Genomic DNA, 23573 nt, shown 5'->3' with positions numbered 1-23573 from the left:
GAAATCAATCTTGAACGATAAAATCTTTTGGATCTTCTTTCTTAAATTCGGGTTGAATGGTGATGTGATTGATTCCGAATTTATCAAAAACTAAAACTTCAATTTGATGTAATAAAGTGTTGAATTCGGTTAGCGAAATATCAGAAGTACATTCTAAATGGGCTTCTAAATGAATTTCTTCTTCATTTAAATGCCAAACGTGAATGTGATGCAATCTTCCGGCACCTGGAATTTTATGCACTTCTCGAACAATTTCTTTTATATCAATATGTTCTGGTGTAAAAAGCATTAGCATTTTGGTCGACTTTATAATCAAATCGAATCCTACAACGATTAAATAAACAGCGATTAAGATGGTCATAACACTATCTACCCAAAACCAATCGTAAAATTTCATTAACAAACCACCAATTAATACTGCTACGGAAGCCAACATATCAGTTAGTAAATGCAAATAAGCCGATTTCATATTCAAGTTATGATCAGCATCTTTTTTAAGTAAGATTACCGAAAAACCATTGACTAAAATTCCTAATAAAGCCAACCAAATAACAAGATTAGACTCAATTTCGTGCGGATTGAAAAAACGTTCAATAGCACCATAAATTAAAATAAAAGCTACTATTATTAAAGTAGCAGCATTTACAAAAGCGGCTATTAATTCGGCTCTTTTTAAACCAAAAGTTTGATCTAAAGAAGCTTTTCTTCGGGATAATTTATGAGCGACTAAACTGAAAATTAATGAAATTACATCAGAAAAGTTGTGCAAAGCATCGGAAATCAATGCTAAACTTCCTGATATAATTCCACCTATCAATTGGGCCACAGTAATAACAACATTTAGTAAAATAGAAATTAATAGATTATTCCCTTTTACTTCGTGCTTTTGAATGTGAACGTGACTCATTTTTTTAGTTTTTTGGATAGTTAGATTTTTTAGATATTCAGAAAGTAAAAAAAAGTAAATTTTCAATTCTGAAAATCTAGTTTCTAAATATCCATTATCTAATTTTATTTACAAGCTATTTTATTCACTCTATTAGCGTGTCTTCCGCCTTCGAATTTTGTGTTTAAGAAAGTGTCCACCATTTCAACGGCTTGTTCAATTGAAGTATATCGTGCTGGAATACTAATAATATTCGCATCATTATGTTGACGTGCTAATCCTGCAATTTCTTTTGTCCAGCACAAAGCCGCACGAACATCTTGATGTTTATTTGCTGTCATTGCAATTCCATTTCCTGAACCACAAATTACAATTCCTAAATCGGCTTTTTTAGATTGCACATCATAAGCAACTGCGTGTCCAAAATCTGGATAATCCACACTTTCAAACGAATCCGTTCCGTGATTGAAAACGGTATATCCTTTTTCTTCTAAATAAGTGACAATTGCTTTTTTGTAAGCTGGTCCAGCGTGATCGTTTCCGATTGAAATTTTCATAAGTTGCGTTTTTGTTACTACAAAAATACTAAAGTTAAAAGCACTATTCTTCCTCAACTTCTTAAAATCTAATTAATTTTATTATAATATTGATAATCAATACATTAAAACATAATCGGATTACGATATTAACAATTGTTAATAGCTATTCTTAAACCCTTGATAATCAAAGAAACTTAAAATGATAACTTTTGTTAACAACTTTAGATAGAAAATAAGAAGTTTTTTTTGGTTGTAAGGAAATAAATTGTAATCCAAATCTTAATTATAAAAAGCTAATTTAGTTTGGGTGATTTATTGAATACTTATCAACATTTTTCACCTAGTTATTAATAGAAATTGATTGCTAAAGTTATTTACAAATGTATAGTAGAATCATTTTTTAACAGTTGTTCATAACTTCATAAAATGATTTTTATTCCAGCTAATTTTCAAATCGTTAGTCCTTTTAAAAATTGTTAATTAGATTGTATAACTAACCATAACTTTAAATAACATCTTATTATCGAAAACTTATAGTAGCTATTAACACACTATAATACACATCATAAATTTAAAATTTATTAAAAATATTTTTTGTTGTATTTAATATATGTTGATAACTTTCAAAATAAAAAAATTAAACAATTTTCAACGGATTGTTTTCATTCAAATCTTTTAGAATAGTTCTCACCACTTCTTCATCGTTTGGATGTACTTTTAGTTTTATACCTCCGTAAGCAATCGAACCAAAAGGATTAATACCAACAGTAGTTTCGTTTTCAAAAAAGCAGGCAATTCCTTCTTGTTCTAAAATATTTTTTAAACTAAATATTTCGTGTTGAAAATTAAAAGTAGCAACGGTGATAAAATCTTTCATAATACGTCATAAAAAAAGGGTTACATAATTGTAAACCCTTAAATTTAATCATTAAATAATAAACTTTTCTTTTTTAAGTTCTTTTAAAATATTTTTAACATTTTCTTCTTGTTCTTCTTCCACTTTTAATTTAATGTCCCCAAGACCAATACTTTGCAACGGATCTACAGAAACGACTGCTTCATCCTGGATGATGTATCGAATGTTTTTTCGTTCTAATACACTTCTTACTTTAATTGTTTCTCTTTGGTTGTTAAAAATAGCAACTACTACAAATTCATTCATTTCTTTTCATTTTTCGTTAGATTACAAATATACGAAAAGTTATTTTTTCATTAAATCTGAGGTATAAATTGTTAATCAATCCAACTATTTCGTAACTTTCAACTTTAAATAGAAATGATAAATGAGTAAGAAACCAAAACAATTAGGTAAAAAAACAAAAGATTTTACCGCACAAATTTTTAAAATATTAGCAAAAGAGCCTTCTAAATCCTATAATTACAAACAAATTGCCGCTGTATTAGAATTAAATGATACAAAAAGCAGAAATGAAATTATTAGAGATTTAAAAATATTAAAAGCACAAGATAAAATTCACGAAACGGAAGTTGGCAAATATCAAATTATTTCCAAAGCAGAATACTATGAAGGAAAAGTAGATATGACTTCTCGGAAGACGGGCTATTTCGTTTGTGATGAATTAGAAGATGATGTTTTTATTCCGTTTATAAACTTAAATCACGCTTTAGATGGTGATAAAGTAAAAGCGTATATCTACAACAGAAGAAGTTCAAGAAAACCAGAAGCGGAAGTTTTGGAAATTCTAGAACGTAAGAAAAATGATTTTGTAGGTGTAATTGACATTCAGAAAAACTTTGCATTTGTTTCTACCGCTAATGCGAAAATGTATACCGATATTTTTATTCCAAAAAATAAAATTGGAGAAGCCGAAAATGGTGATGTCGTTTTAGTTGCACTTGAAGATTGGCCTAAAAAAGCTGATTCTCCATTTGGCTCTGTTGTAAAAGTATTAGGAAAACCGGGCGAACACAATACAGAAATTCACGCAATTTTAGCTGAATATGGTTTGCCGTATGATTTCCCGATTGAAGTGGAAGCTTTTGCAAATAAAATTGATACGTCAATTACGGAAGAAGAAATTAAAAAACGTCGCGATATGCGTGATGTTTTAACGTTTACAATTGATCCAAAAGACGCTAAAGATTTTGATGATGCTTTGTCTTATCAAATTTTAGAAAATGGGAATTACGAAATAGGAATTCATATTGCCGATGTGTCGCATTATGTAACCGAAGGCAGTATTTTAGATGAAGAAGCGTATAACCGAGCTACTTCGGTTTATTTAGTGGATCGTGTGGTGCCAATGCTTCCAGAAGTATTATCGAATTTTGCGTGTTCTTTACGACCAAATGAAGAAAAATATACGTTTTCGGCAGTTTTCGAATTGAATGACAAAGCTGAAATTCTAAATTCGTGGTTTGGAAGAACCGTAACGTATTCAGATCAACGTTTTGCTTATGAAGAAGCACAAAGTATCATTGAAACAAAATCAGCTAGTATTCCAGTTGAAATTTCAATTACAGGAAGTGCTTATGAAGTGCCAAAACCAATAGTTGAAGCCACTCTAAAAATGAATGATTTAGCTAAAATTCTACGTCAAAAACGAATGGCAGCTGGAGCAATTTCGTTTGATAAAGTAGAAGTGAAATTTAATTTAGACGAAAATGCAGAACCTATTGGTGTTTATTTCAAACAAAGTAAAGATGCCAATCATTTGATTGAAGAATTTATGTTGCTTGCTAATAGAAAAGTAGCAGAATTTATTGGAAAACAGAAGAAAACTTTCATTTATAGAATTCACGATGAACCGAATGAAGATAAATTAATCAATCTTCAAACGGTGATTGCTAAGTTTGGTTATAAGTTGAATTTACGTTCTAAACAAGATATTTCGAGTTCTTTAAATAATTTATTATCAGACGTTCAAGGTAAAAAAGAACAAAATTTAGTAGATACTTTAACAATTAGAAGTATGAGTAAAGCCGCCTATTCGACCGAAAATATTGGTCATTATGGACTTGCTTTTGATTATTACAGTCATTTTACATCGCCAATTCGTCGCTATCCCGATGTTATGGCTCATCGCTTGTTACAATATTATATTGATGGTGGAAAAAGTGTAGATGAAGAAGTGTATGAAGAAAAATGTGTGCATTGTTCACAGATGGAAGGTTTATCTGCTCACGCGGAAAGAGATTCTGTGAAATATATGCAGGTTAAATTTATGCAAAATCATAAAGATGAAGAATTCTTAGCTGTAATTTCAGGCGTAACCGAATGGGGAATTTATGTAGAAATCATTGAAAATAAATGCGAAGGAATGGTTAGAATTCGTGAAATTAGAGATGATTATTACACATTTGACGAAAAACAATATGCTTTAGTGGGCGAAGTTTCTAAAAATATTTTACAACTTGGAGATGAAGTTTACGTGAAAGTTAAAAATGCCGATTTAGTAAAAAAACAATTGGATTTCAATTACTTAAGAAAAAAATAGTAATAAAAGTTAACAGTAATCAGTAAATAGTGATCAGTTGGGTTGACTTTTAAACTTAAAAAGGAACAATTTTTGATTAACCTATATCCTACAAGAGTTATAATTCTTGTAGGATAATTTTTAAATATATATTACAATGAAAAAAATAGCATTTATACTAGCATTATGCGGTTCGATGGCTTTTGCTCAAACCGAAAAAAAAGTGGGTGATTTTGAAAAAGTAACTTCTTTTGATAAAATTGATGTTATGCTTATTGCATCGACTGAAAACAAAGTTGTTTTAAATGGTTCTAATTCGCAAGAAGTGGAATTAGTTAATAAAAATGGTGAACTAAAAATTAGAATGTCTTTTACAAAAATTTTACAAGGAGATGCAATTTCAGTTACTGTTTATTTTAAAAAAATAGATGCTGTTGAAGCCAATGAAGGCAGTAGAATAGGAACTTCTGACGAAATAAAGGCTATTAATTTCGATATTATTTGTAAAGAAGGTTCTGAAATTAAAATACCAAATTTACAAGCCAGCAGATTGCAAGTAAAAGTTTCGCAAGGAAGTATTGTAACGGTAAAAGGTACAGTTAGAAATCAAGATATTCTATCGAACTCTGGCGGAAAATATGACGGTCAAGATTGCACCACGGAACAAACAGTTGTTACCGTAAATGCCGGTGGAATAGCACACGTTTATGCAACGGAATTAGTTGATGCTAAAACGAGAGCTGGGGGAGAAATCAAAATTTATGGTAAACCAAAGCAAATCAACGAAAAGAAGATTGCTGGTGGCACTATTGAACAAGTGAAATAATAGTATTCAATGTTCAGTTTTTAGTTGGCAGAATTTTTTGTAAATTCGTATTTTATAACACACACTGAATTCTAATAACTGAATACTGAACATTTGCATTTACACGATATACTTACTGCAATTCCTTGGGGACTTTTATTGGCATTTTCAATTGGTCCTGGATTTTTTGTGTTGCTTGAAACCAGTATTTTAAAAGGGTTTAGAGCAGCATTGGTATTCGATTTAGGTATTGTTTTCAGTGATATTATCTTTATTTTAATTGCTTATTTAACGACAAATCAACTTTTAGAACAATTAAAAGATAACCCAACACTCTTTGTAATTGGCGGAATTATTATGCTGAGCTATGGTTTGATTTCTTTTATTTTACTAAAAAGAAACTTCATAAAACAACAAGAAATTGAAATTGATGATGATAATATTCCTAAAAAAAATTATTTAGGTTTATTTTTTAAAGGCTTTTTTCTAAATTTCATTAACATTGGTGTGCTTGGTTTTTGGATGATGATTATCATTACTTACGGACCTCAAATGGAAATGAATACTTCAAGAATTACCATATTTTTTGCTGCTATTTTATTATTTTATCTGATATTCGATATCGGTAAGATATTACTAGCTAAACAATTAAAAAACAAATTAACACCTTCAAATATTTATAAAATTAAAAGAGTAATCAGTATTATTATTTTAATTTTTGGATTATTTTTTATTCTTCAAGGTTTCTTTCCAAAAGAAAAAGAAATGATTACCAACAAGTTGTTACCAAAAACTGCAGTTGTAGAATAATTAATTATTGATTTTGTCATTCTGAACTTGTTTCAGAAACCCTTTTTCCTAAAATTAAGCATAAAAAAACCTCCTAATTACTTAGAAGGTTTTAGAGGCATCTCCCGAAGCTTCGGGACTGATTCGAACAGTATTTTCCTAAATTATCATATAAAAAAACCTCCTAATTACTTAGAAGGTTTTGGAGGCATCGTCCGGATTCGAACCGGAGTAGACGGTTTTGCAGACCGGTGCCTAGCCGCTCGGCCACGACGCCTTTTGTTGAATGGATTGCAAATTTACATTTTATTTCCTCTTTACCAAAAAATATTAAGCAATTATTAAGTATTTATAGTTAGTTTTAAAGTTTACTTTTGTCTGAATTAAACACTTTATTAATTATGAAGCATTTGCGTTACCTAAAACCAATCCTTAGTTTTATCTTAATTGGATTACTAATCAACACGTTAAGTAGAATATTTTTATTTTTTATTTTTAGAGAACGTATTGTAGAAACTGAAAACTTTCTACAAATATTCAGTATTGGACTTCGTTTTGATTTGATAATTCTTTGTTATTTATCAGTTCTTCCCTTCATTTTACTTACTTTTTTACCAAGTACAGTTTTAGATAAAATGAAAAAGTTCTTTAATATTTACTTTATATTTTTCCTTTTCCTATTATTATTGATGGAATTATCAACCTTGGATTTCATCAACCAATACGATACACGACCAAATCGCTTGTTTTTAGATTATTTAATTTATCCAAAAGAAGTGGTTGGAACACTTATTAAAAGTTATTTACCTTCTTTAATTATTACTACAATTTTACTAGGAATTGCATTGTTTTTCGCTTTCAAAAACGGAAAGAAAGTATTTTATCCTTTAGCAACTAATTATATTCCTAAATTAATTTTATTACCTTTTGTAGCATTTCTATTATTTTTTGGTGCTCGTGGAAGTTTAACATCTAAACGTCCAATCAATGCAAGTAATGCAATTTTCTGTTCGGATCAAATGACGAACTCATTAGGATTGAATTCACTTTATACAGTTGCTTTTGCTGCTTATTCGATGAAGAATGAAGGCGATGTAAAGAAATACGGTAAAATGGACGAATTAGAGGCTTATTCAAGAGTTAAAAAATATATGGACGTTACAGAATTCATAAACAATGAAATCCCATTATTACATAAAGTACAGCCCGATTCCATTCAACCTAAATATAATGTTGTTATCTTTTTGCAAGAAAGCTTAGGAGCTGAATATGTTGGAATTTTAAATGGTTTACCCTTAACACCAGAACTAGATAAGTTATCAAAAGAAGGTTTGTTATTTACCAATTTATACTGCACAGGAACTAGAAGTGTAAGAGGAATTGAACAAGTTGTTTCAGGATTTTTACCAAATCCATCTGAAAGTGCTGTAAAATTAGGTGGAGCTCAACAAGGTTTTTTCACGTTAGCTGAAGTTTTTGGAAAACAAAATTATGACACGAGTTTCATTTATGGAGGAATGTCGAACTTTGATAATATGGCATCATTTTTCAATGGAAATGGTTTCAAAAACATCATTGATGAAACTGATTTTGATGCTGACGAAAAAAAATATGCGTTCAAAGGAACTTGGGGTTATTCAGACGAAGATTTAGCGACTAAAGCAAACGATTATTTTAAATCATTAGGTGATAAATCATTCTTCTCCTTAATGTTTTCAACATCTAATCACGAACCTTTTGAATTTCCTGACGGAAGGATTGAACTTTACGATAAACAAAAAAATACAGTCAACAATGCTATGAAATACGCTGATTTCTCTATTGGTAAATTCTTCGAATTAGCTAAAAAAGAAGCCTATTATAAAAACACTATTTTTATTGTAATTGCTGATCACAATACTAGAACTTATGGTAAAAACTTAGTTCCAGTAAATAAATTTCATATTCCAGCTTTAATTATTGCACCGAATGTGAAACCTGGAACTACTTATGACAATTTAGCCAGTCAAATGGATATTCCTTCTACGGTTTTAGCCCTTTCGGGAATTACCACAAACTCAACAATGCCAGGAAGAAACCTTATGAAATTAACAAAAGAAACCAAAGGAAGAACCATAATGTTATTTCACGAAACTTATGCTTTTAGAGTTGCGGACGATATCATTATTATGAATCCAAATGCAAAACCATTGCAATTTAAAGTGAAAAGTGATACCGAATTAATGCCAACTACTTTGGATGAAGAATTAGCAAAAGACGCTTTGGCACATATTATTGCTTCGAGTAATTTATATAAAAATAGAGCTTATCGTTTAGAATAGATAGCTCTTGATATTTTTAATTTTCTTCCAGAATTTACCTTAATTATTTAAAGTAAATTCTGGAAGATTTTTTTTATTGTTAATTTCTAAACTCTTCTAATTCAATTGTAACTGAAGCTACATCGCCTCCAATAGGTGGATTTATCTTTGAAACGCCTAATTTTATTCTAGAAATTGAAGGTATTTCAGCAAAACATCTTGTGATAATTCGTTGGGCAACATTTTCTAATAGTTTAGATCTGATCGCCATTTCATCTACAACGATTTGATTTAAAAGTACATAATCAACTGTATCTGCTAATTCATCAGTCTGTGAAGATTTTCGTAAATCAGTCTTAATTTCTAAGTCTACCGTATAATCAGAGCCTATTTTTCCTTCTTCGATCAAACAACCGTGATAGGAATAAGTGCGGATGGTATTTAATTTGATTGTTCCCAATTTTTATTTTATTTTAAGTGTTTCTGGATTTTGATAATCGCAAGTTACTGCGTGTATTTCGACAATTTTTTCTGATTCATTTACCGAAAAATGGATAGAATATGGAAATTTCTTCAAAGGCAAAACTCTAATCAGTTTATATTTTTTTTCAAAAAAAGGAATGTAATGCAATGTTTCAATATAAAAACTTAGTTCTATATAAAACTTAGTTCCTAATCCATCGACCAACGACTCATAATATTCTGATATTTCATCAATTTCTAAACTTGCTCTTTTTAGAATCTCGATTTCAAAATTATTTGAGCCATTTTGCATCTAGTATCTTTTTTGACTCTTCCCAACTCATATAATCTTCTGGTTTAGCATTTTTAATGCGTTCTAAAACCATTTCTTGTTGCCATAAAGGAACTTCGCTTTCTTTTTTTTCAGCAATTGTCACATCTGGAATATGCTTAAAAAAGGCGATAAATGAATCATAAAACTCATCGGGTAAGGTTACGGTTAGCTGTTTCATTTTTAATTGTTTATACCAAAGTTACAAAATTTAAATTTCAAGTCACTGAAACCACAATTTTTTTAGGCAACTTTTAAACTTTAAACTTTAAACATTTTCTATCTTTGCAGTAAAGTTAGAAAAAACAGTATGTCAACAGAAGAAAAATCATTGAATTTTATAGAGCAAATCATTGAAGAAGATTTAAAAAATGGTTTGACACAAGATAAATTACGTTTTCGTTTTCCACCAGAACCTAATGGATATTTACACGTCGGTCACGCAAGTGCTATTTGTTTAAATTTCGGATTGGGATTGGATTATAAAGCACCTGTTAATCTTCGTTTCGACGATACTAATCCTTCAAAAGAAGAGCAAGAATTCGTAGATGCTATCAAACGCGATGTTGAATGGCTTGGTTTTAAATGGGATAAAGAATGTTATGCTTCGGATTATTTCCAACAATTATATGATTGGGCTGTTGAATTAATCAAAAAAGATAAAGCCTATGTGGATAGTATTTCTTCTGAAGAAATGGCTATTCAAAAAGGAACACCAACAACTCCTGGAACGGATTCTCCTTTTAGAACGCGTTCTATTGAAGAGAATTTGGACTTATTTACCCGTATGAAAAACGGTGAATTCGAGAAAGGAACTCACGTATTGCGTGCTAAAATTAGTATGCGTGCAAACAATATGTTAATGCGTGATCCTATTATTTATCGTATTATGCACGCACATCATCACAGAACAGGAAATGATTGGTGTATTTATCCAATGTATGACTGGGCTCACGGTGAAAGTGACTATTTAGAACAAATTTCGCACTCTTTTTGTACGTTAGAATTTTTACCTCATAGAGAATTATACGATTGGTTTTTGAACCAAATTTATGATGAAACTAAAGTGCGTCCAAAACAAAGAGAATTTGCACGTAGAAATTTATCACATACCGTAGTTTCTAAGAGAAAATTAGCACAATTAGTTGAAGAAAAGCACGTTATGTCTTGGGATGATCCGAGAATGAGTACGATTTCTGGAATGAGAAGACGTGGTTATACACCCAATTCAATCGTAAATTTTGCCAACACCATCGGAATTGCAAAACGTGATAATTTAATCGATGTTTCGCTTTTAGAATTCTGTGTTCGTGAAGATTTAAATAAAATTGCACCTCGTGTAATGGCAGTTTTAGATCCTGTGAAATTAGTAATTACTAATTATCCAGAAGGAAAAGAAGAATGGTTAGAAGCAGAAAATAATCCAGAAGAAGAAGTGATGACTTACCGTCAATTGCCATTTTCTAAAGAATTATATATTGAAAGAGAAGACTTTCAGGAAGAAGCACATAAGAAATTTTTCCGTTTGACTTTAGGAACTGAAGTACGATTGAAAAACGCTTATATCATTAAAGGTGAATCAGTTGTTAAAGACGAAAACGGAAATATTACTGAAATTCACGTTACGTATGATGAAGATTCTAAATCAGGAAGTGGTTCAGAAGCAAGTCAAAGAAAAGTAAAAGGAACAATTCACTGGGTTTCGATTCCACACGCGAAAGAAGCGGAAGTTAGAATTTACGACCGTTTATTCACACACGAAAATCCAGATGGAAATAAAGAAGTAGATTTCAAAGAATTCATCAATCCAAATTCTTTAAAAGTAATTACAGGATATGTAGAACCTAGTTTAACGTCTTCAAAAGAATTAGATCATTTCCAATTCCAACGTTTGGGTTATTTTTGTGTCGACAGAGATTCAACAGCTGAAAAATTAGTTTTCAACAAAACGGTTGGTTTAAGAGATACTTGGGCAAAAGTTAGCGTTCAATAAAATTTTCTTCAAAAAAATAATTAAAATCTCTAATAAGGTGAAAACTTTAGTAGAGATTTTTTTTATGTTTTTTCTAGAATAGCTTTTACTTATTATGAAGAGCGTATAAATCACTTTTTGTGATTATAAGATTTATCTATTTTATTTCGAACTTACATCATTTTTTACTTAAAAATTGACCTTCATAAATTCGATGTTAACCACTTTTTTGCATTGTTATACTTCTTGTATGGTGAGCTAATCAAACATTTCTTATTTCGTTTCTAAATCGTTTTCGTACTAATTTTATCATAAATCCAATCATAGCACATATATTTTTCGTAACTTTAATAAAAATCTAAATATTATGTCAAACAGAAGTGATAACGCGTCAGCACTTTTATTAGGTGCTATAATTGGAGCAGGTTTAGGAATTTTATTTGCTCCTCATAAAGGTTCGGTAACTCGTGCAAAAATTAAAGATGGAATTGATGATTTAAAAAATCAAGCAGTGGACAGATTTAATTCTTTTGAAGAAGATGCGATGGAAAAATATACGGACACAAAAGAAGACTTAAAAGAATCGATTGAAAATTTGCTTTCGAAAACAAGTTATAAAGCAGAAGAAACAATTACGTTTTTAGAGGAGAAGTTAGCCGAACTTAAAAAACAAAACGCCAAACTACAACGCTAATGGCATTTGATGAACTTAAATAAAATATAGAAGACATTCAAGAAAGCACAAAAGCTTATATTGATAGTTCACTTGCTTATTATAAACTTTGGGGTTTTAAAGTAGCAATGAAGTCGACCACAATGATTCTTAAATTTATTTTAATTGCATTGTTCTTATTGATTTTTTTACTTTTTATTTCGATAGCTGGCTCTTATGCTTTGGGCGATTTAGTCGGAAGTACAGCCTTGGGATTTCTAATTGTAGGTGGAATTTATTTGGTATTAGCCCTTCTCTTGTCCTTTGTAAAAGATAGAATAATTGAAGGACCAATTTTAGAACGCTTCTCTGAAATATTTTTTAACGATTAATTATGGAAACTAAAAAATATACTTCATACGCCGAAATTGAACGCGATTTGGAAATTCTTAAGTTAGAAAAAGAAATTAACTACAATAAAATTAAGCTTAATTTCGAAAGAACGAAAGAAAGTGTCTTACCCTTTCAGGCCATTGCAAACGTTGGAAACATCTATTCCAACTTTATATCTGGACCTGTTGGAACAGTTTTAAAAATTGCAGTTCCTTTTGTAATCAAATGGTTTGTAAATAAAAAGAGAGGCAATTAGCCTCTCTTTTTGTATCAATAATAAACATTTATTATTCTGAATCTTCATCGTCGTTAGCTTCACCTTGCTTTTTTCTCTTCGTAGAATTTGCTCTTTTCATAGATTCTCCCACTTGATTACTTGCTGTGAAACTTGCTACCATATTGTTCAACATTTCGCTTCCCGCTTGTGGTGAATTTGGTAATAAGATTAAGTTACTATTTGAATCAGCACCAATCGCTTGTAACGTATCATAATGTTGGGTAACTACAATCAAAGCCGAAGCTTCTTGCGAGTTAATACCAACTCTATTTAATACATCAACAGATTCTACTAATCCACGAGCAATTTCTCTTCTTTGGTCCGCAATACCTTGACCTTGCAATCTTTTACTTTCAGCTTCTGCTTTTGCTTTTGCAACGATTCTAATTCTTCCTGCTTCTGCTTCATATTCTGCTGCTGTTTTTTCACGATCTGCAGCATTAATACGGTTCATCGCATTTTTAACTTGAATATCTGGATCAATATCAGTAATTAACGTATTGATGATATCATAACCATAGGCCGACATTGCTTCGTTTAATTCACGTTTTACTGCAACTGCTACGTCATCTTTTCTTTCGAAAACATCGTCTAATTTTAATTTTGGAACTTCTGCACGAACCACATCAAATACATAAGAAGTAATTTGATCGTGAGGATATTCTAATTTATAGAACGCTTCATATACTTTCTCTTGCAACACTTTAAATTGAACAGAAACTTTAAGTTTAACGAATACGTTATCTTTAGTTTTCGTTTCAATCATTACGTCTAATTGTTGAATACGAAGATTTACTCTTCCAGCAATACGATCTACAACCGGAATTTTCAATTGTAAACCCGAAGTTCTCGTGCTGGCATACTTTCCAAAACGCTCAATAATAACTGAAGTTTGTTGTTTTACAGTAAAAAAAGAACTTAAAAAAACAAATATTCCTATCGCTAGGAAAATGTAAAAAAATGGACTCATAGTTTATATATTAGTTTGTTATAGTTGTTATACGCCTTTTTATATAAAAAGTTACAAAAACTATTTTATAAACCTTAATTTTGACGCGTAAATTTATGTAAATGAAGAAATTAGTTGTTTTATTAGTTTTAATTTCTAGTACTGTTGTTGCTCAACGTGGTAACAAAGACAGTAACCGAATTGGTATTGGTGGTGGTGTAACACAAATGAATATTTATACTTCTAATTTTGAAGTTACGCCAGAATCGGGTTGGATTGGGGGTTTAAGCGTAAGAGGAAATTATTATAACAATTGGCAAATGAGTTTTGGAATGTTTTTTACGGATAGTAATTTTTCTATTCCAACGTTGAACGGCTTAGCTCAAACGCAAACTAATTTTAAACTTTCGGCCGTTCAAATTTATATTGTACCAAGTTATGTGGCAATTGAAGACCATTTGAATTTAGAATTTGGTCCGGTTTTACAAGTAAATGGAAAATTGGGTATTGCTAAGAAGGACGAAACCAATCTTTTATTAGATCAACCAGGTCTGATCGCTAAAGATATTATTGATGTTTCTAAAATTAATGCTAATTTCTATGTTGGAATAAACGGTGGAATCAAAAACGTAAGAGCAAGAATTGGTTATCAATACGGTTTGACAAATTTCTTCGGGAATCTGAAGAATAATGATGCTGTAAAATTAACTGGTGAAAAACTAAAAGGAAATATTGGTTTGATTAGTGCTCAGATTACAGTTTATTTGTAAAGTAAATCTTTTTAAAAATTAGTATCAAACCCCAAGTCGTTTATATTTACGCTTTTTATTTTCAAACAAAATTATTATGAAAAAACTTATTATTCTTGTTACCCTTACTTTATTTAATTCAGCACATTCTCAAAAACTTATTATTGAAGAAAAATATGAAAAAGATAATATTCCAGTTGATTTTGGATTTGTAGATCATCCAGATCGATTAATAATTGAAAAAGGAAAAAATATTTTTGCATCGACTAATGAAAATACTAATAATATTTACTCTTATAATACAATAGGAGAGAAAGCTGCTGTATTAGAGAATGTTGATTTAATGTATTGTACTTACTCAAATACAGGGAATACAGTTAAAGCTACAGACTATTCTAGTCTGAGAGGTATTTATGAATATAACTTCTTTTCAAATGGTAAAAAATCTTCTACTTTTGAAAGGAGCAATTATAATTCTTTTAGTGATAATCAAATAATTGGTCAACATTTTAACGATAAATATTTAATTTTTCTATCAAATGAAAAAGGAAAAGACAAGCTGGACCTTAAAAAAAATGATGTCTATGTTGAAATAATTGAAATTTTTACAAATAAAACAAGAAGATTAAAAATAGATAATATCAATATTGAGCGTCTTACGAGTTCAGACAATATTAATTACAGTGGAGAATTAGGTTTCACTATTCGTCTTATTGGTAATGATTCTTTTGAAATAGTAACTAAATCAATTGCTAAAGATTATAAATCTACAATTTTGTATAGAACTCTTTATGATTTCAACGGAAATCTAACAGAAGAATTTTCATACGAAATTAAAATTAAAGATAATTTTTTAACTTATTCTAATAGTGGTGCAACTTATGTTATTGTTGGTAAATTTGACAATACTCTTACTGTTTTTGCTAATGACCTTGCAATAAATAATTTTATAATTGACAATGAAAAAAATGTTTATGTGTATGGACTCTTAACAAAGAAGTCAAAAAGCATGGATTCTTATAATGAAGTATCTGGTTTTTATGTTTTTAAATTTGATAAAAATGGAAACAAAATATGGGAATTATCTAAAGAAATTGATGATAAAAAAGATTTTAATAGAAAAATACATCTTTACAGGTTGCAAGTTGCTTTAAGTGATTTTGGTAATGAACTTATTTTTAATGTGGGTACTAATTATTATAAGGAATATTTTCATTATTTTATTTTAGATAAAAAAGATGGAATTATTCTTAAACAGAATAAAGTTGAGTTTAAAGAGAAGAAACTAACTCCTCGAGATTTTTATAATTCCTTTATTCCAGAAGTTTATAAATTACCCTCAAACGAAAACATTCTAACAAATAAATATGGACTAATTCTATATGATTTCAATACTGATATTAAGAACTATGTTGATTCTTTAAATAAAGACAATAAATTAAATTTAAAATTTTTGTTTTCTTCCGAAGGGATATGGTTAATTGAATCTGATAATGAAAAATATTATAAAGTACTTTTTTTCGAGAAATAATACACAACAAAAAACCCTGCATTTGCAGGGTTTTTTGTTGTTATAAACTTGCGATTGCTTTTTCTATTCGCTTTATGCTTTCTTCTTTTCCAATCATTTCGATAATATCGAATAAATGTGGCCCTTTTAAAGCTCCCACTAAACTCAATCGTAACGGTTGCATTACTTTCCCCATTCCTATTTCGTTCGTTGTCATCCACTCTTTTAAAAGTGTTTCGATATTCATTGAAGTGAAGTCTTCCATCTTATTTAATTCCGAAATCACTTGTTCCATTAATGCTGGCGTTTCTTCTTTCCAGTTTTTAGAAGCCTTCTCGTCGTAAGACGTTGGTGCTTCGAAGAAATAATCGGCTAAATCCCAAAATTCATTTACGAAATGAGCTCTTTCTTTAATCATTCCCACGATTTTTGTTAAATCGAGTGAAGTCGATATATTTCTTTCGGCTAAATCCTTTTTAAACGATTCCGCTAAACTTGTATCACTTTGTTTTTGTAAATATTGGTGATTGAACCATTTGTTTTTGTCTGGATCAAACTTCGCTCCTGCTTTATGAATTCGGTTTAAATCAAATTTTTCAACCAATTCTTCTAATGTAAATATTTCTTGTTCACTTCCGTCGTTCCAACCTAATAAAGCTAAAAAGTTAATCACCGCTTCTGGGAAAAATCCTTTTTCTCTATAACCTGATGAAATCCCTTCTGCTGTTTTCCATTCCAAAGGAAATACCGGAAATCCTAATTTATCACCATCACGTTTCGATAATTTCCCATTTCCTACAGGTTTTAAAATCAAAGGCAAATGAGCAAATTCTGGAGCTTCCCATCCAAATGCTTTGTATAATAAATGATGTAATGGCATACTTGGCAACCATTCTTCACCACGAATAACGTGCGAAGTTTCCATCAAATGATCATCCACAATATTGGCTAAATGATAGGTTGGCATTCCGTCAGATTTGAATAATACTTTATCATCTAGTAAATTCGTATCAAACTTAATGTCGCCACGAACAATATCCTTTAATTCTAAAATTTCATTTACTGGAGTTTTAAAACGGATTACATAAGTTTCGCCATTAGCAATTCTTTGGTTTGTTTCTTCCTTTGTAATTACTAATGAAGTATCTAATTTCTCACGATTATGCCAATTGTAAATAAACGTTTTGCCTTGTTCTTCGTGTTGTTTTCTATGAGCATCTAAAGCTTCTGCCGTATCAAATGCATAATAAGCCCAACCCGAATTTATCAACTGATCCGCATATTCTTTGTACATTTCTTTTCTTTCGCTCTGGCGATAGGGTCTAAATTTTTCATTTTTTCCAATTGTTTCATCCGGTGCAATTCCCAACCATTCTAAAGCTTCAAAAATATACGCTTCTGCTTCTGGAACAAATCGCGTTTGATCCGTATCTTCAATACGAATATAGAAAACACCATTATGTTTTTTCGCAAATAAATAATTAAATAAAGCGGTTCTAACACCACCAATATGTAAAGGTCCTGTTGGACTTGGTGCAAAACGCACACGAACTTGTTTAGACATTGTTATATAGTTTTTATCCTTATTTTCACACGAGGGTTGTCGATGTGTTTGCAAAGATACAATTACAATTTTAAGTAAGAATTTTCAATTCGGAAAAATAATTAGGTTATTAACAATCTGCCTCGTAAAACGTTAAATTTCAATCAAAACATATTGATTTTTCTTGGTAGTTGTTGTATTTTTATCGGTTATAAACAAGATATCAACAATTTTGAATACAAAAGGCATCATTTTCGAAAAACTTGAAGGTTTTATTAAGAAGTTTTACACGAACGAACTGATAAAAGGAAGCATTCTTTTCATTGGATTGGGTTTGTTGTATTTCATTTTTACCTTATTAATTGAATATTTTCTGTGGTTATCAACTACCGGAAGAACTATTTTGTTTTGGTTGTTTGTTGCTGTTGAATCTTTTTTATTGATTCGCTTTATTGCATTCCCTTTGTTTAAATTATTCAAATTACAAAAGGGAATTAATTACGAGGAAGCTTCACAAATTATCGGAAATCATTTTACAGAAGTTAAGGATAAGTTATTGAATTTTCTGCAATTGTCAAATCAAGATCAAACGTCTGAATTATTGTTGGCGTCAATTGAACAAAAAGCGTCAAGCTTACAACCGATTCCATTTTCAAATGCGGTGAATTTTTCTAGAAATAAAAAGTTTTTACCTTATGCGATTGTTCCAATCCTATTAATAGTTTTATTTTTCGTTACCGGAAATTCCGCTGTAATTTCAAATAGTTTTAGTCGCGTGGTGAATTATGAAACAAAATATGCTCCTCCTGCTCCGTTTGAATTTGTGATTTTAAATAAATCTTTAAAGGTTGAACAAAATGCTGATTTCGTTCTTCAGGTAAAAACGCAAGGAAAGGTGATGCCTGAAAATATTGCAATTCAAATAGGTGATGAAGAATATTTTCTTCAAAACACAAAACCAGGAATTTTCGAATATACGTTTGCTAAACTTTCAAAAGATGTTGAATTTTCACTTGAAGCAAATGGTTTAAATTCGAAAAGTTATAATATCAATGTTGTAGCTGTTCCAATGATTGCTAATTTCGAAATGGTTTTGAATTATCCTTCTTATTTAGGAAAGAAATCGGAAGTTATTCAAGGAACAGGAAATGCAGTTGTTCCTGAAGGCACCGTTGTAAATTGGAGAATTAATGCTATAGCAACTGATAAAGTTTTCTTCAAATCTAATAATCAACAAAAACAATTTACTTCGAATAATTCCATATTTACGCTTTCGCGAAGCATCTCAGATAATTTGAATTATGAAATAATCACTTCAAATAAGAATGTAGTGGAGTTTGAAAAATTGGTTTATCAAGTTGCAATTATCAAAGATCAATTTCCAACTATTAATGTGCAAATTGCTCCAGATTCTTTAAAGTTGAAATCCAAAATGATGATTGGTCAAGTGGCCGATGATTATGGTTTAACAAAATTACAAGTTGTTTTTTATCCGAAAGGAAATCCTAGTGCTGCTAAAAAAGCTAATTTACCAATCAACAAACAAGCGGTTGATCAGTTTATTTATTCGTTTCCGAATGGCATTGCAATTGATGCGGGTCAAAATTACGAATATTACTTTGAAGTATTTGATAATGATGTAGTTAATAAGTATAAAAGCACTAAATCTTCCGTTTTCCTTCATTATGAATTAACAGAAGACCAAAAAGACGATAAACAACTGCATGAACAGAATGAAAACATTAACAGTTTAAAAAACTCGTTACAAAATCAGGAAAAACAACTTTCAGAATTAGATAAATTACAGAAGTTAAACAAAGAGAAAACTACATTAGATTTCAAAGATCAGAAGAAAGTGGAAGACTTCATTAAACGTCAAAAGCAACAAGACGAAATGATGAAAGAATTTACCAAAAAGTTATCCGAAAATTTAGAAGATTTCAATCCGAAAGCCCAAGACAAAGACAAGGAAGAATTGTTGCGTCGTTTAGAAGAAACTGAAAAGCAATCTGAAAAGAATGAAAAACTATTGAAAGAATTAGAAGAGCTTTCTAAGAAATTGGAAAAAGACGAATTGTTTGACAAAGCCGATAAGCTGAAACAAAACGCTAAAAATCAAAAACAAAACTTAGAGCAATTGGTGGAATTAACCAAGCGTTTTTATGTTGAAAAGAAGGCCGAGCAAATTGCAGATAAACTAAACAAGTTAGCTGAGAAGCAAGATAAGTTAGCCGAGAATGCAAAAGAAAATACCGAGAAGAATCAAGAAGCTATTAATAAAGAATTCGATGCGATTCAAAAAGACTTGCAAGATTTAGACAAAGAAAATAAAGATTTGAAATCACCTATGGACATTCCAAATGATGAGAATGAACAAGAAGATATCAAGAAAGATTTAGATAAATCGGCTGAGGAATTAAAAAAGGAAAACCAATCGAAGGCTAAACCAAAACAAAAAAGTGCCTCAGCTAAGATCAAAGAGATGAGTCAGAAAATGGCCGCGGCTATGGCTTCAGGAGAAAAGCAAGAAATGGAAGAAGATGTGAAATTGTTACGTCAGATTTTGGATAATCTTTTAGCTTTTTCCTTTTCAGAGGAAGCATTAATTAAAACAACAAGCCGTTCTCAAATTCGTTCGTTGGAATTAAATAAGGTTTTAAAACAACAGCAAAATTTAAAATTACAATTCAAACACGTGGATGATAGCTTGTTTGCTATTTCGATGCGTAACCCAAAAATCACTGAAATTATTTTAAAAGAAGTTGGAGAAATCCATTACAACTTAGATAAATCTTTAGAAACTTTGGCCGATAGTAACATTTCAAAAGGAGCTTCGCATCAACAATACGTTTTAACTTCTGCGAATCGTTTAGCTGATTTTCTTAGTAATGTGCAAAGCGATATGAATATGGAAATGCAAGGTCAAGGACAAGGTAAACCAAAACCTGGAAAAGGACAAGGTGCAGGAATGCAATTGCCAGACATTATAAAAAAGCAAGAGGGTTTAGGAGAAAAAATGAAAGATGGAATGAAGCCTGGCGAAAAGCCTGGTGAAAAACCTGGAGACAAACCCGGAGACAAACCTGGTGAAGGAAAACAAAAGGGAAAAACGGGTAAAGAAGGACAATCTGGCGAAGGTGGTGATGGTGGTGAAAACGGTTCTGAAGGAAATGCTGGTAAAGTGTTAGAGATTCTAAAAGAACAAAGACAATTGAGAGATGCTCTTCAAAAAGCATTAGAAAAAGAAGGTTTGTCCGGTCAAGGTCAGAATGCTTTGAACCAAATGAAAGATATAGAAAAGCAATTAATCAACAAAGGTTTTAAAAACGAAACGCTTCAAAAGATGCTTAATTTAAAACACGAATTATTGAAATTAGAAAATGCTATTCAACAACAAGGAGAAGACACGAAACGCCAATCGAAATCCAATAGCAAAGAATTCAATGGCTCCACTACTCCACTCTCTAAAGAATTTAAAGAATATATAAATAGTGTAGAAATATTAAACCGACAAAGCTTACCTTTGCAACCGAATTTTAATCAAAAAGTACAACACTATTTTAAAAACAATGATTAGTTTTAATTACGAAACCGATTTTACTTTATCAACCGAATCGCATTATGAGGAATGGATTTCTCGCGTAATTGCTTCAGAAGGTTTTGACGAAGGTGAAATTAATTACATATTTTGTGATGATGAATACCTGCATAAAATCAATGTGGATTATTTAGATCACGACACTTTAACTGACATAATCAGTTTCGATTATACGGAAGGAAATTTATTACAAGGTGATATTTTTGTTTCTGTAGAACGAGTAAAAGAAAACGCTTTAGATTTCAACGTTCCTTTTGAGGATGAAATCAAACGTGTATTGTCTCACGGCATTCTTCATTACTGTGGATATAAAGACAAATCTCTTGAAGACGAACTACTAATGCGTTCGAAAGAAGATGAAAAAATCCAGATGTTTCACGTGGAACAAAAAGGATTATAAAATAAAATTTTTTAAAATGTTTCACGTGGAACATAATATATATAACAGATGTTTTCAAATCAATATGATGTAATTGTTGTGGGTGCTGGGCACGCTGGTTGTGAAGCCGCTGCCGCGTCTGCTAATATGGGTTGTTCTACCCTATTGGTTACAATGAATCTTCAGAACATAGCACAAATGTCTTGTAATCCTGCAATGGGTGGAATTGCTAAAGGACAAATCGTACGCGAGATTGACGCTTTGGGTGGTTACTCTGGAATCATTTCAGACCGCACGGCTATTCAATTTAAGATGTTGAACAAGTCGAAAGGTCCTGCGATGTGGTCCCCAAGAGTACAATCTGATCGAATGCGTTTCTCTGAAGAATGGAGAACGATGTTGGAAAACACACCCAATGTGGATTTCTACCAAGAAATGGTTTCTGGAATTTTAGCTGAGAATGGTAAGATTGTCGGCGTTAAAACTTCACTTGGAATCGAGATAAAAGCCAAGACGGTTATCCTTACAAATGGAACTTTCTTAAACGGTTTAATCCATATTGGAGACAAACAGTTTGGTGGAGGTCGTGCTGGCGAAGGTGCTTCTTTTGGAATTACAGAAGATTTATTAAAGTTAGGTTTCGAAGCCGGAAGAATGAAAACAGGAACGCCTCCAAGAGTAGATGGTCGTTCTTTAGATTTTTCTAAAATGGCTGAACAAGCAGGTGATGAAGTTCCAGAAAAGTTTTCTTATTCAGATATAACCGCTCCTTTAAAAACACAAAGATCTTGTTGGATGTCTTATACTTCATTAGAAGTTCACGATATTTTACGCGAAGGTTTTGACAGAAGTCCGATGTTTAACGGTAGAATTAAAAGCTTAGGTCCGAGATATTGTCCTTCGATTGAAGATAAAATTAATCGTTTTGCAGATAAAGAAAGACATCAGTTATTTGTTGAGCCAGAAGGTTGGACAACTTGCGAATATTATATTAACGGTTTTTCTACTTCATTACCCGAGGAAGTTCAGTTTAAAGCTTTGAGCTCTGTTGCTGGATTTGAAAAAGTTAAATTCTTCCGTCCGGGTTACGCAATCGAATATGATTACTTCCCTCCTACGCAATTGCAACACACTTTAGAAACTAAATTAGTGGAAGGTTTGTATTTTGCCGGACAAATTAATGGAACAACTGGTTATGAAGAAGCCGCTTCTCAAGGATTAATGGCCGGAATTAATGCCGCTTTAAAAGTGCAAGAAAGGGCTCCATTTATTTTAAAAAGAGATGAAGCTTATATTGGAGTTTTGATAGATGATTTAATTACGAAAGGAACAGAAGAACCGTATCGTATGTTTACTTCTCGTGCCGAATATAGAACCTTATTGCGTCAAGATAATGCTGACTTTAGATTAACACCTAAAGCTTTTGAGTTAGGTTTAGCAAAAGAAGAACGTTTAATCCGTATGGAACAAAAATTTTCTAAATCGGATGCAATGGTAAATTTCTTTAAAGAGACAAGTTTAAAACCTGAAGAAGCAAATCCAATTTTAGAAAGTAAAGGTTCTTCGCCAATGAGTCAACCCGATAAAATGTTTAAAGTATTTTCACGTCCACAGTTGGATTTGGAAGATTTTAGAAAATTTAAAAAAGTTGCTGCTTACATTGAAGAGCATAATTTAGACAGAGAAATTGTAGAACAGGCCGAGATACAAGTTAAATATTCAGGCTATATAGAAAAGGAAAAAAACCATGCGGATAAATTAACACGTTTAGAAGATGTAATAATTCCGGATAATTTCGATTTCGACAAAATTAAATCACTTTCCATTGAAGCCAAACAAAAACTAAATAAGATTCGGCCGAAAACAATTGCTCAAGCCTCTCGTATTAGTGGTGTTTCACCAAGTGATGTTTCAGTACTGTTAATCTATATGGGAAGATAAGGAAGTGTTCAGTTTTCAGTGATCAGTTTGCAGTGTTCAGTGTTCAGTTTACAGTCTCAGT

At 31.1% G+C, this 23573-nt stretch carries 22 protein-coding genes and 1 tRNA gene; 13 read left to right on the top strand and 10 right to left on the bottom strand.

Annotated features, from left to right (window positions below):
• Positions 1-4: 4 nt before the first annotated feature.
• The 4 genes from T1L09_RS11795 to T1L09_RS11780 all read right to left on the bottom strand — a co-directional run bounded on the left by T1L09_RS11795 (position 5) and on the right by T1L09_RS11780 (position 2587).
• Positions 5-907 (bottom strand): cation diffusion facilitator family transporter, encoded by a 903-nt coding sequence (locus tag T1L09_RS11795; protein ID WP_322551164.1) that lies wholly within the window; start codon positions 905-907, stop codon positions 5-7.
• A gap of 104 nt (positions 908-1011) precedes the next feature.
• Entirely contained in the window at positions 1012-1443 is a 432-nt protein-coding gene (gene rpiB, locus T1L09_RS11790) for a ribose 5-phosphate isomerase B (protein ID WP_322551163.1), read from the bottom strand.
• A 619-nt stretch (positions 1444-2062) separates the two neighbouring features.
• The gene (locus tag T1L09_RS11785) at positions 2063-2302 is read right to left on the bottom strand and encodes a putative signal transducing protein (protein ID WP_322551162.1); all 240 of its coding nucleotides are present in this window, start codon (positions 2300-2302) and stop codon (positions 2063-2065) included.
• Positions 2303-2353: 51 nt separating this feature from the next.
• On the bottom strand, positions 2354-2587 hold the full coding sequence (locus T1L09_RS11780) for a hypothetical protein (protein ID WP_322551161.1): 234 nt from the start codon (positions 2585-2587) through the stop codon (positions 2354-2356).
• A gap of 121 nt (positions 2588-2708) precedes the next feature.
• Between T1L09_RS11780 and rnr the strand changes: the two genes are divergently transcribed.
• The 3 genes from rnr (at position 2709) to T1L09_RS11765 (ending at position 6477) form a co-directional block, all read left to right on the top strand.
• A complete protein-coding gene (gene rnr / locus T1L09_RS11775; RefSeq protein ID WP_322551160.1) occupies positions 2709-4883 on the top strand; it encodes a ribonuclease R in 2175 nt (724 codons plus the stop codon).
• Positions 4884-5019: 136 nt separating this feature from the next.
• Entirely contained in the window at positions 5020-5688 is a 669-nt protein-coding gene (locus T1L09_RS11770; protein ID WP_322551159.1) for a head GIN domain-containing protein, read from the top strand.
• 93 nt (positions 5689-5781) lie between these two features.
• Positions 5782-6477, top strand: coding sequence for a LysE family translocator (locus T1L09_RS11765; RefSeq protein ID WP_322551158.1), 696 nt, complete (start codon positions 5782-5784; stop codon positions 6475-6477).
• Positions 6478-6659: 182 nt separating this feature from the next.
• On the opposite strand, the gene T1L09_RS11760 is transcribed toward T1L09_RS11765, so the two are convergent.
• A tRNA-Cys gene (locus T1L09_RS11760) sits at positions 6660-6733 on the bottom strand.
• 97 nt (positions 6734-6830) lie between these two features.
• Here T1L09_RS11760 and T1L09_RS11755 point away from each other — a divergent pair.
• Positions 6831-8777, top strand: coding sequence for an LTA synthase family protein (locus tag T1L09_RS11755; protein ID WP_322551157.1), 1947 nt, complete (start codon positions 6831-6833; stop codon positions 8775-8777).
• A 79-nt stretch (positions 8778-8856) separates the two neighbouring features.
• Here the strand turns inward: T1L09_RS11755 and folB are convergent, their stop codons facing one another.
• From folB to T1L09_RS11740, 3 genes are read right to left on the bottom strand one after another with little or no spacing between them, the layout of a single operon-like run.
• Positions 8857-9216, bottom strand: coding sequence for a dihydroneopterin aldolase (gene folB, locus T1L09_RS11750; RefSeq protein WP_322551156.1), 360 nt, complete (start codon positions 9214-9216; stop codon positions 8857-8859).
• A 3-nt stretch (positions 9217-9219) separates the two neighbouring features.
• Positions 9220-9531: a hypothetical protein gene (locus T1L09_RS11745; RefSeq protein ID WP_322551155.1), complete on the bottom strand. Its 312-nt coding sequence runs from the start codon at positions 9529-9531 to the stop codon at positions 9220-9222.
• Positions 9512-9730 carry a hypothetical protein gene (locus T1L09_RS11740; RefSeq protein ID WP_322551154.1) on the bottom strand — a complete coding sequence of 73 codons (219 nt, stop codon included), beginning with the start codon at positions 9728-9730 and terminating at the stop codon, positions 9512-9514. The genes T1L09_RS11745 and T1L09_RS11740 overlap by 20 nt, the downstream gene beginning before the upstream one ends.
• Positions 9731-9859: 129 nt before the next feature.
• Between T1L09_RS11740 and T1L09_RS11735 the strand changes: the two genes are divergently transcribed.
• The 4 genes from T1L09_RS11735 (at position 9860) to T1L09_RS11720 (ending at position 12822) form a co-directional block, all read left to right on the top strand.
• Positions 9860-11542 (top strand): glutamine--tRNA ligase/YqeY domain fusion protein, encoded by a 1683-nt coding sequence (locus T1L09_RS11735; RefSeq protein ID WP_322551153.1) that lies wholly within the window; start codon positions 9860-9862, stop codon positions 11540-11542.
• Positions 11543-11888: 346 nt separating this feature from the next.
• A complete protein-coding gene (locus T1L09_RS11730; protein ID WP_322551152.1) occupies positions 11889-12215 on the top strand; it encodes a YtxH domain-containing protein in 327 nt (108 codons plus the stop codon).
• Positions 12216-12322: 107 nt separating this feature from the next.
• On the top strand, positions 12323-12565 hold the full coding sequence (locus T1L09_RS11725; RefSeq protein WP_322551151.1) for a hypothetical protein: 243 nt from the start codon (positions 12323-12325) through the stop codon (positions 12563-12565).
• Between the two features lie 2 nt (positions 12566-12567).
• Entirely contained in the window at positions 12568-12822 is a 255-nt protein-coding gene (locus tag T1L09_RS11720; RefSeq protein WP_322551150.1) for a DUF6327 family protein, read from the top strand.
• Between the two features lie 31 nt (positions 12823-12853).
• Here T1L09_RS11720 and T1L09_RS11715 read toward each other — a convergent pair whose 3' ends face one another.
• The gene (locus T1L09_RS11715; protein ID WP_322551149.1) at positions 12854-13813 is read right to left on the bottom strand and encodes an SPFH domain-containing protein; all 960 of its coding nucleotides are present in this window, start codon (positions 13811-13813) and stop codon (positions 12854-12856) included.
• Between the two features lie 101 nt (positions 13814-13914).
• Between T1L09_RS11715 and T1L09_RS11710 the strand changes: the two genes are divergently transcribed.
• Positions 13915-14562 carry a PorT family protein gene (locus T1L09_RS11710; protein ID WP_322551148.1) on the top strand — a complete coding sequence of 216 codons (648 nt, stop codon included), beginning with the start codon at positions 13915-13917 and terminating at the stop codon, positions 14560-14562.
• Between the two features lie 76 nt (positions 14563-14638).
• Positions 14639-16072: a hypothetical protein gene (locus T1L09_RS11705; RefSeq protein WP_322551147.1), complete on the top strand. Its 1434-nt coding sequence runs from the start codon at positions 14639-14641 to the stop codon at positions 16070-16072.
• A 40-nt stretch (positions 16073-16112) separates the two neighbouring features.
• Here T1L09_RS11705 and gltX read toward each other — a convergent pair whose 3' ends face one another.
• Positions 16113-17615: a glutamate--tRNA ligase gene (gltX, locus tag T1L09_RS11700; protein ID WP_322551146.1), complete on the bottom strand. Its 1503-nt coding sequence runs from the start codon at positions 17613-17615 to the stop codon at positions 16113-16115.
• Between the two features lie 211 nt (positions 17616-17826).
• Here gltX and T1L09_RS11695 point away from each other — a divergent pair, with 211 nt between their 5' ends.
• The 3 genes from T1L09_RS11695 to mnmG are packed head-to-tail and all read left to right on the top strand — an operon-like array spanning position 17827 to position 23512.
• Positions 17827-21171, top strand: a complete 3345-nt coding sequence (locus tag T1L09_RS11695) for a DUF4175 family protein (protein WP_322551145.1) — start codon at positions 17827-17829, stop codon at positions 21169-21171.
• Entirely contained in the window at positions 21164-21592 is a 429-nt protein-coding gene (gene ybeY, locus T1L09_RS11690; protein WP_322551144.1) for an rRNA maturation RNase YbeY, read from the top strand. The genes T1L09_RS11695 and ybeY overlap by 8 nt, the downstream gene beginning before the upstream one ends.
• A gap of 48 nt (positions 21593-21640) precedes the next feature.
• The gene (gene mnmG, locus T1L09_RS11685; protein ID WP_322551143.1) at positions 21641-23512 is read left to right on the top strand and encodes a tRNA uridine-5-carboxymethylaminomethyl(34) synthesis enzyme MnmG; all 1872 of its coding nucleotides are present in this window, start codon (positions 21641-21643) and stop codon (positions 23510-23512) included.
• The last annotated feature ends 61 nt before the right edge of the window (positions 23513-23573 follow it).

This window comes from Flavobacterium psychraquaticum (assembly GCF_034497725.1).
In the GTDB taxonomy this organism is placed as follows: domain Bacteria; phylum Bacteroidota; class Bacteroidia; order Flavobacteriales; family Flavobacteriaceae; genus Flavobacterium; species Flavobacterium psychraquaticum.
The sequence above is the reverse complement of the archived record's forward strand: the minus strand, read 5'-3'. Positions and strand labels throughout refer to the sequence as shown.

What these genes read in the sequence shown, in the direction of transcription:
- T1L09_RS11785 (WP_322551162.1), bottom strand. Translation starts at nt 2,302, where the DNA reads ATGAAAGATTTTATCACCGTTGCTACTTTTAATTTTCAACACGAAATA.
- rnr (WP_322551160.1), top strand. Translation starts at nt 2,709, where the DNA reads ATGAGTAAGAAACCAAAACAATTAGGTAAAAAAACAAAAGATTTTACC.
- T1L09_RS11720 (WP_322551150.1), top strand. Translation starts at nt 12,568, where the DNA reads ATGGAAACTAAAAAATATACTTCATACGCCGAAATTGAACGCGATTTG.
- mnmG (WP_322551143.1), top strand. Translation starts at nt 21,641, where the DNA reads ATGTTTTCAAATCAATATGATGTAATTGTTGTGGGTGCTGGGCACGCT.
- T1L09_RS11705 (WP_322551147.1), top strand. Translation starts at nt 14,639, where the DNA reads ATGAAAAAACTTATTATTCTTGTTACCCTTACTTTATTTAATTCAGCA.
- T1L09_RS11795 (WP_322551164.1), bottom strand. Translation starts at nt 907, where the DNA reads ATGAGTCACGTTCACATTCAAAAGCACGAAGTAAAAGGGAATAATCTA.
- T1L09_RS11735 (WP_322551153.1), top strand. Translation starts at nt 9,860, where the DNA reads ATGTCAACAGAAGAAAAATCATTGAATTTTATAGAGCAAATCATTGAA.
- T1L09_RS11715 (WP_322551149.1), bottom strand. Translation starts at nt 13,813, where the DNA reads ATGAGTCCATTTTTTTACATTTTCCTAGCGATAGGAATATTTGTTTTT.
- ybeY (WP_322551144.1), top strand. Translation starts at nt 21,164, where the DNA reads ATGATTAGTTTTAATTACGAAACCGATTTTACTTTATCAACCGAATCG.
- rpiB (WP_322551163.1), bottom strand. Translation starts at nt 1,443, where the DNA reads ATGAAAATTTCAATCGGAAACGATCACGCTGGACCAGCTTACAAAAAA.
- gltX (WP_322551146.1), bottom strand. Translation starts at nt 17,615, where the DNA reads ATGTCTAAACAAGTTCGTGTGCGTTTTGCACCAAGTCCAACAGGACCT.
- T1L09_RS11725 (WP_322551151.1), top strand. Translation starts at nt 12,323, where the DNA reads ATGAAGTCGACCACAATGATTCTTAAATTTATTTTAATTGCATTGTTC.
- T1L09_RS11710 (WP_322551148.1), top strand. Translation starts at nt 13,915, where the DNA reads ATGAAGAAATTAGTTGTTTTATTAGTTTTAATTTCTAGTACTGTTGTT.
- T1L09_RS11740 (WP_322551154.1), bottom strand. Translation starts at nt 9,730, where the DNA reads ATGAAACAGCTAACCGTAACCTTACCCGATGAGTTTTATGATTCATTT.
- T1L09_RS11780 (WP_322551161.1), bottom strand. Translation starts at nt 2,587, where the DNA reads ATGAATGAATTTGTAGTAGTTGCTATTTTTAACAACCAAAGAGAAACA.
- T1L09_RS11730 (WP_322551152.1), top strand. Translation starts at nt 11,889, where the DNA reads ATGTCAAACAGAAGTGATAACGCGTCAGCACTTTTATTAGGTGCTATA.
- T1L09_RS11770 (WP_322551159.1), top strand. Translation starts at nt 5,020, where the DNA reads ATGAAAAAAATAGCATTTATACTAGCATTATGCGGTTCGATGGCTTTT.
- T1L09_RS11745 (WP_322551155.1), bottom strand. Translation starts at nt 9,531, where the DNA reads ATGCAAAATGGCTCAAATAATTTTGAAATCGAGATTCTAAAAAGAGCA.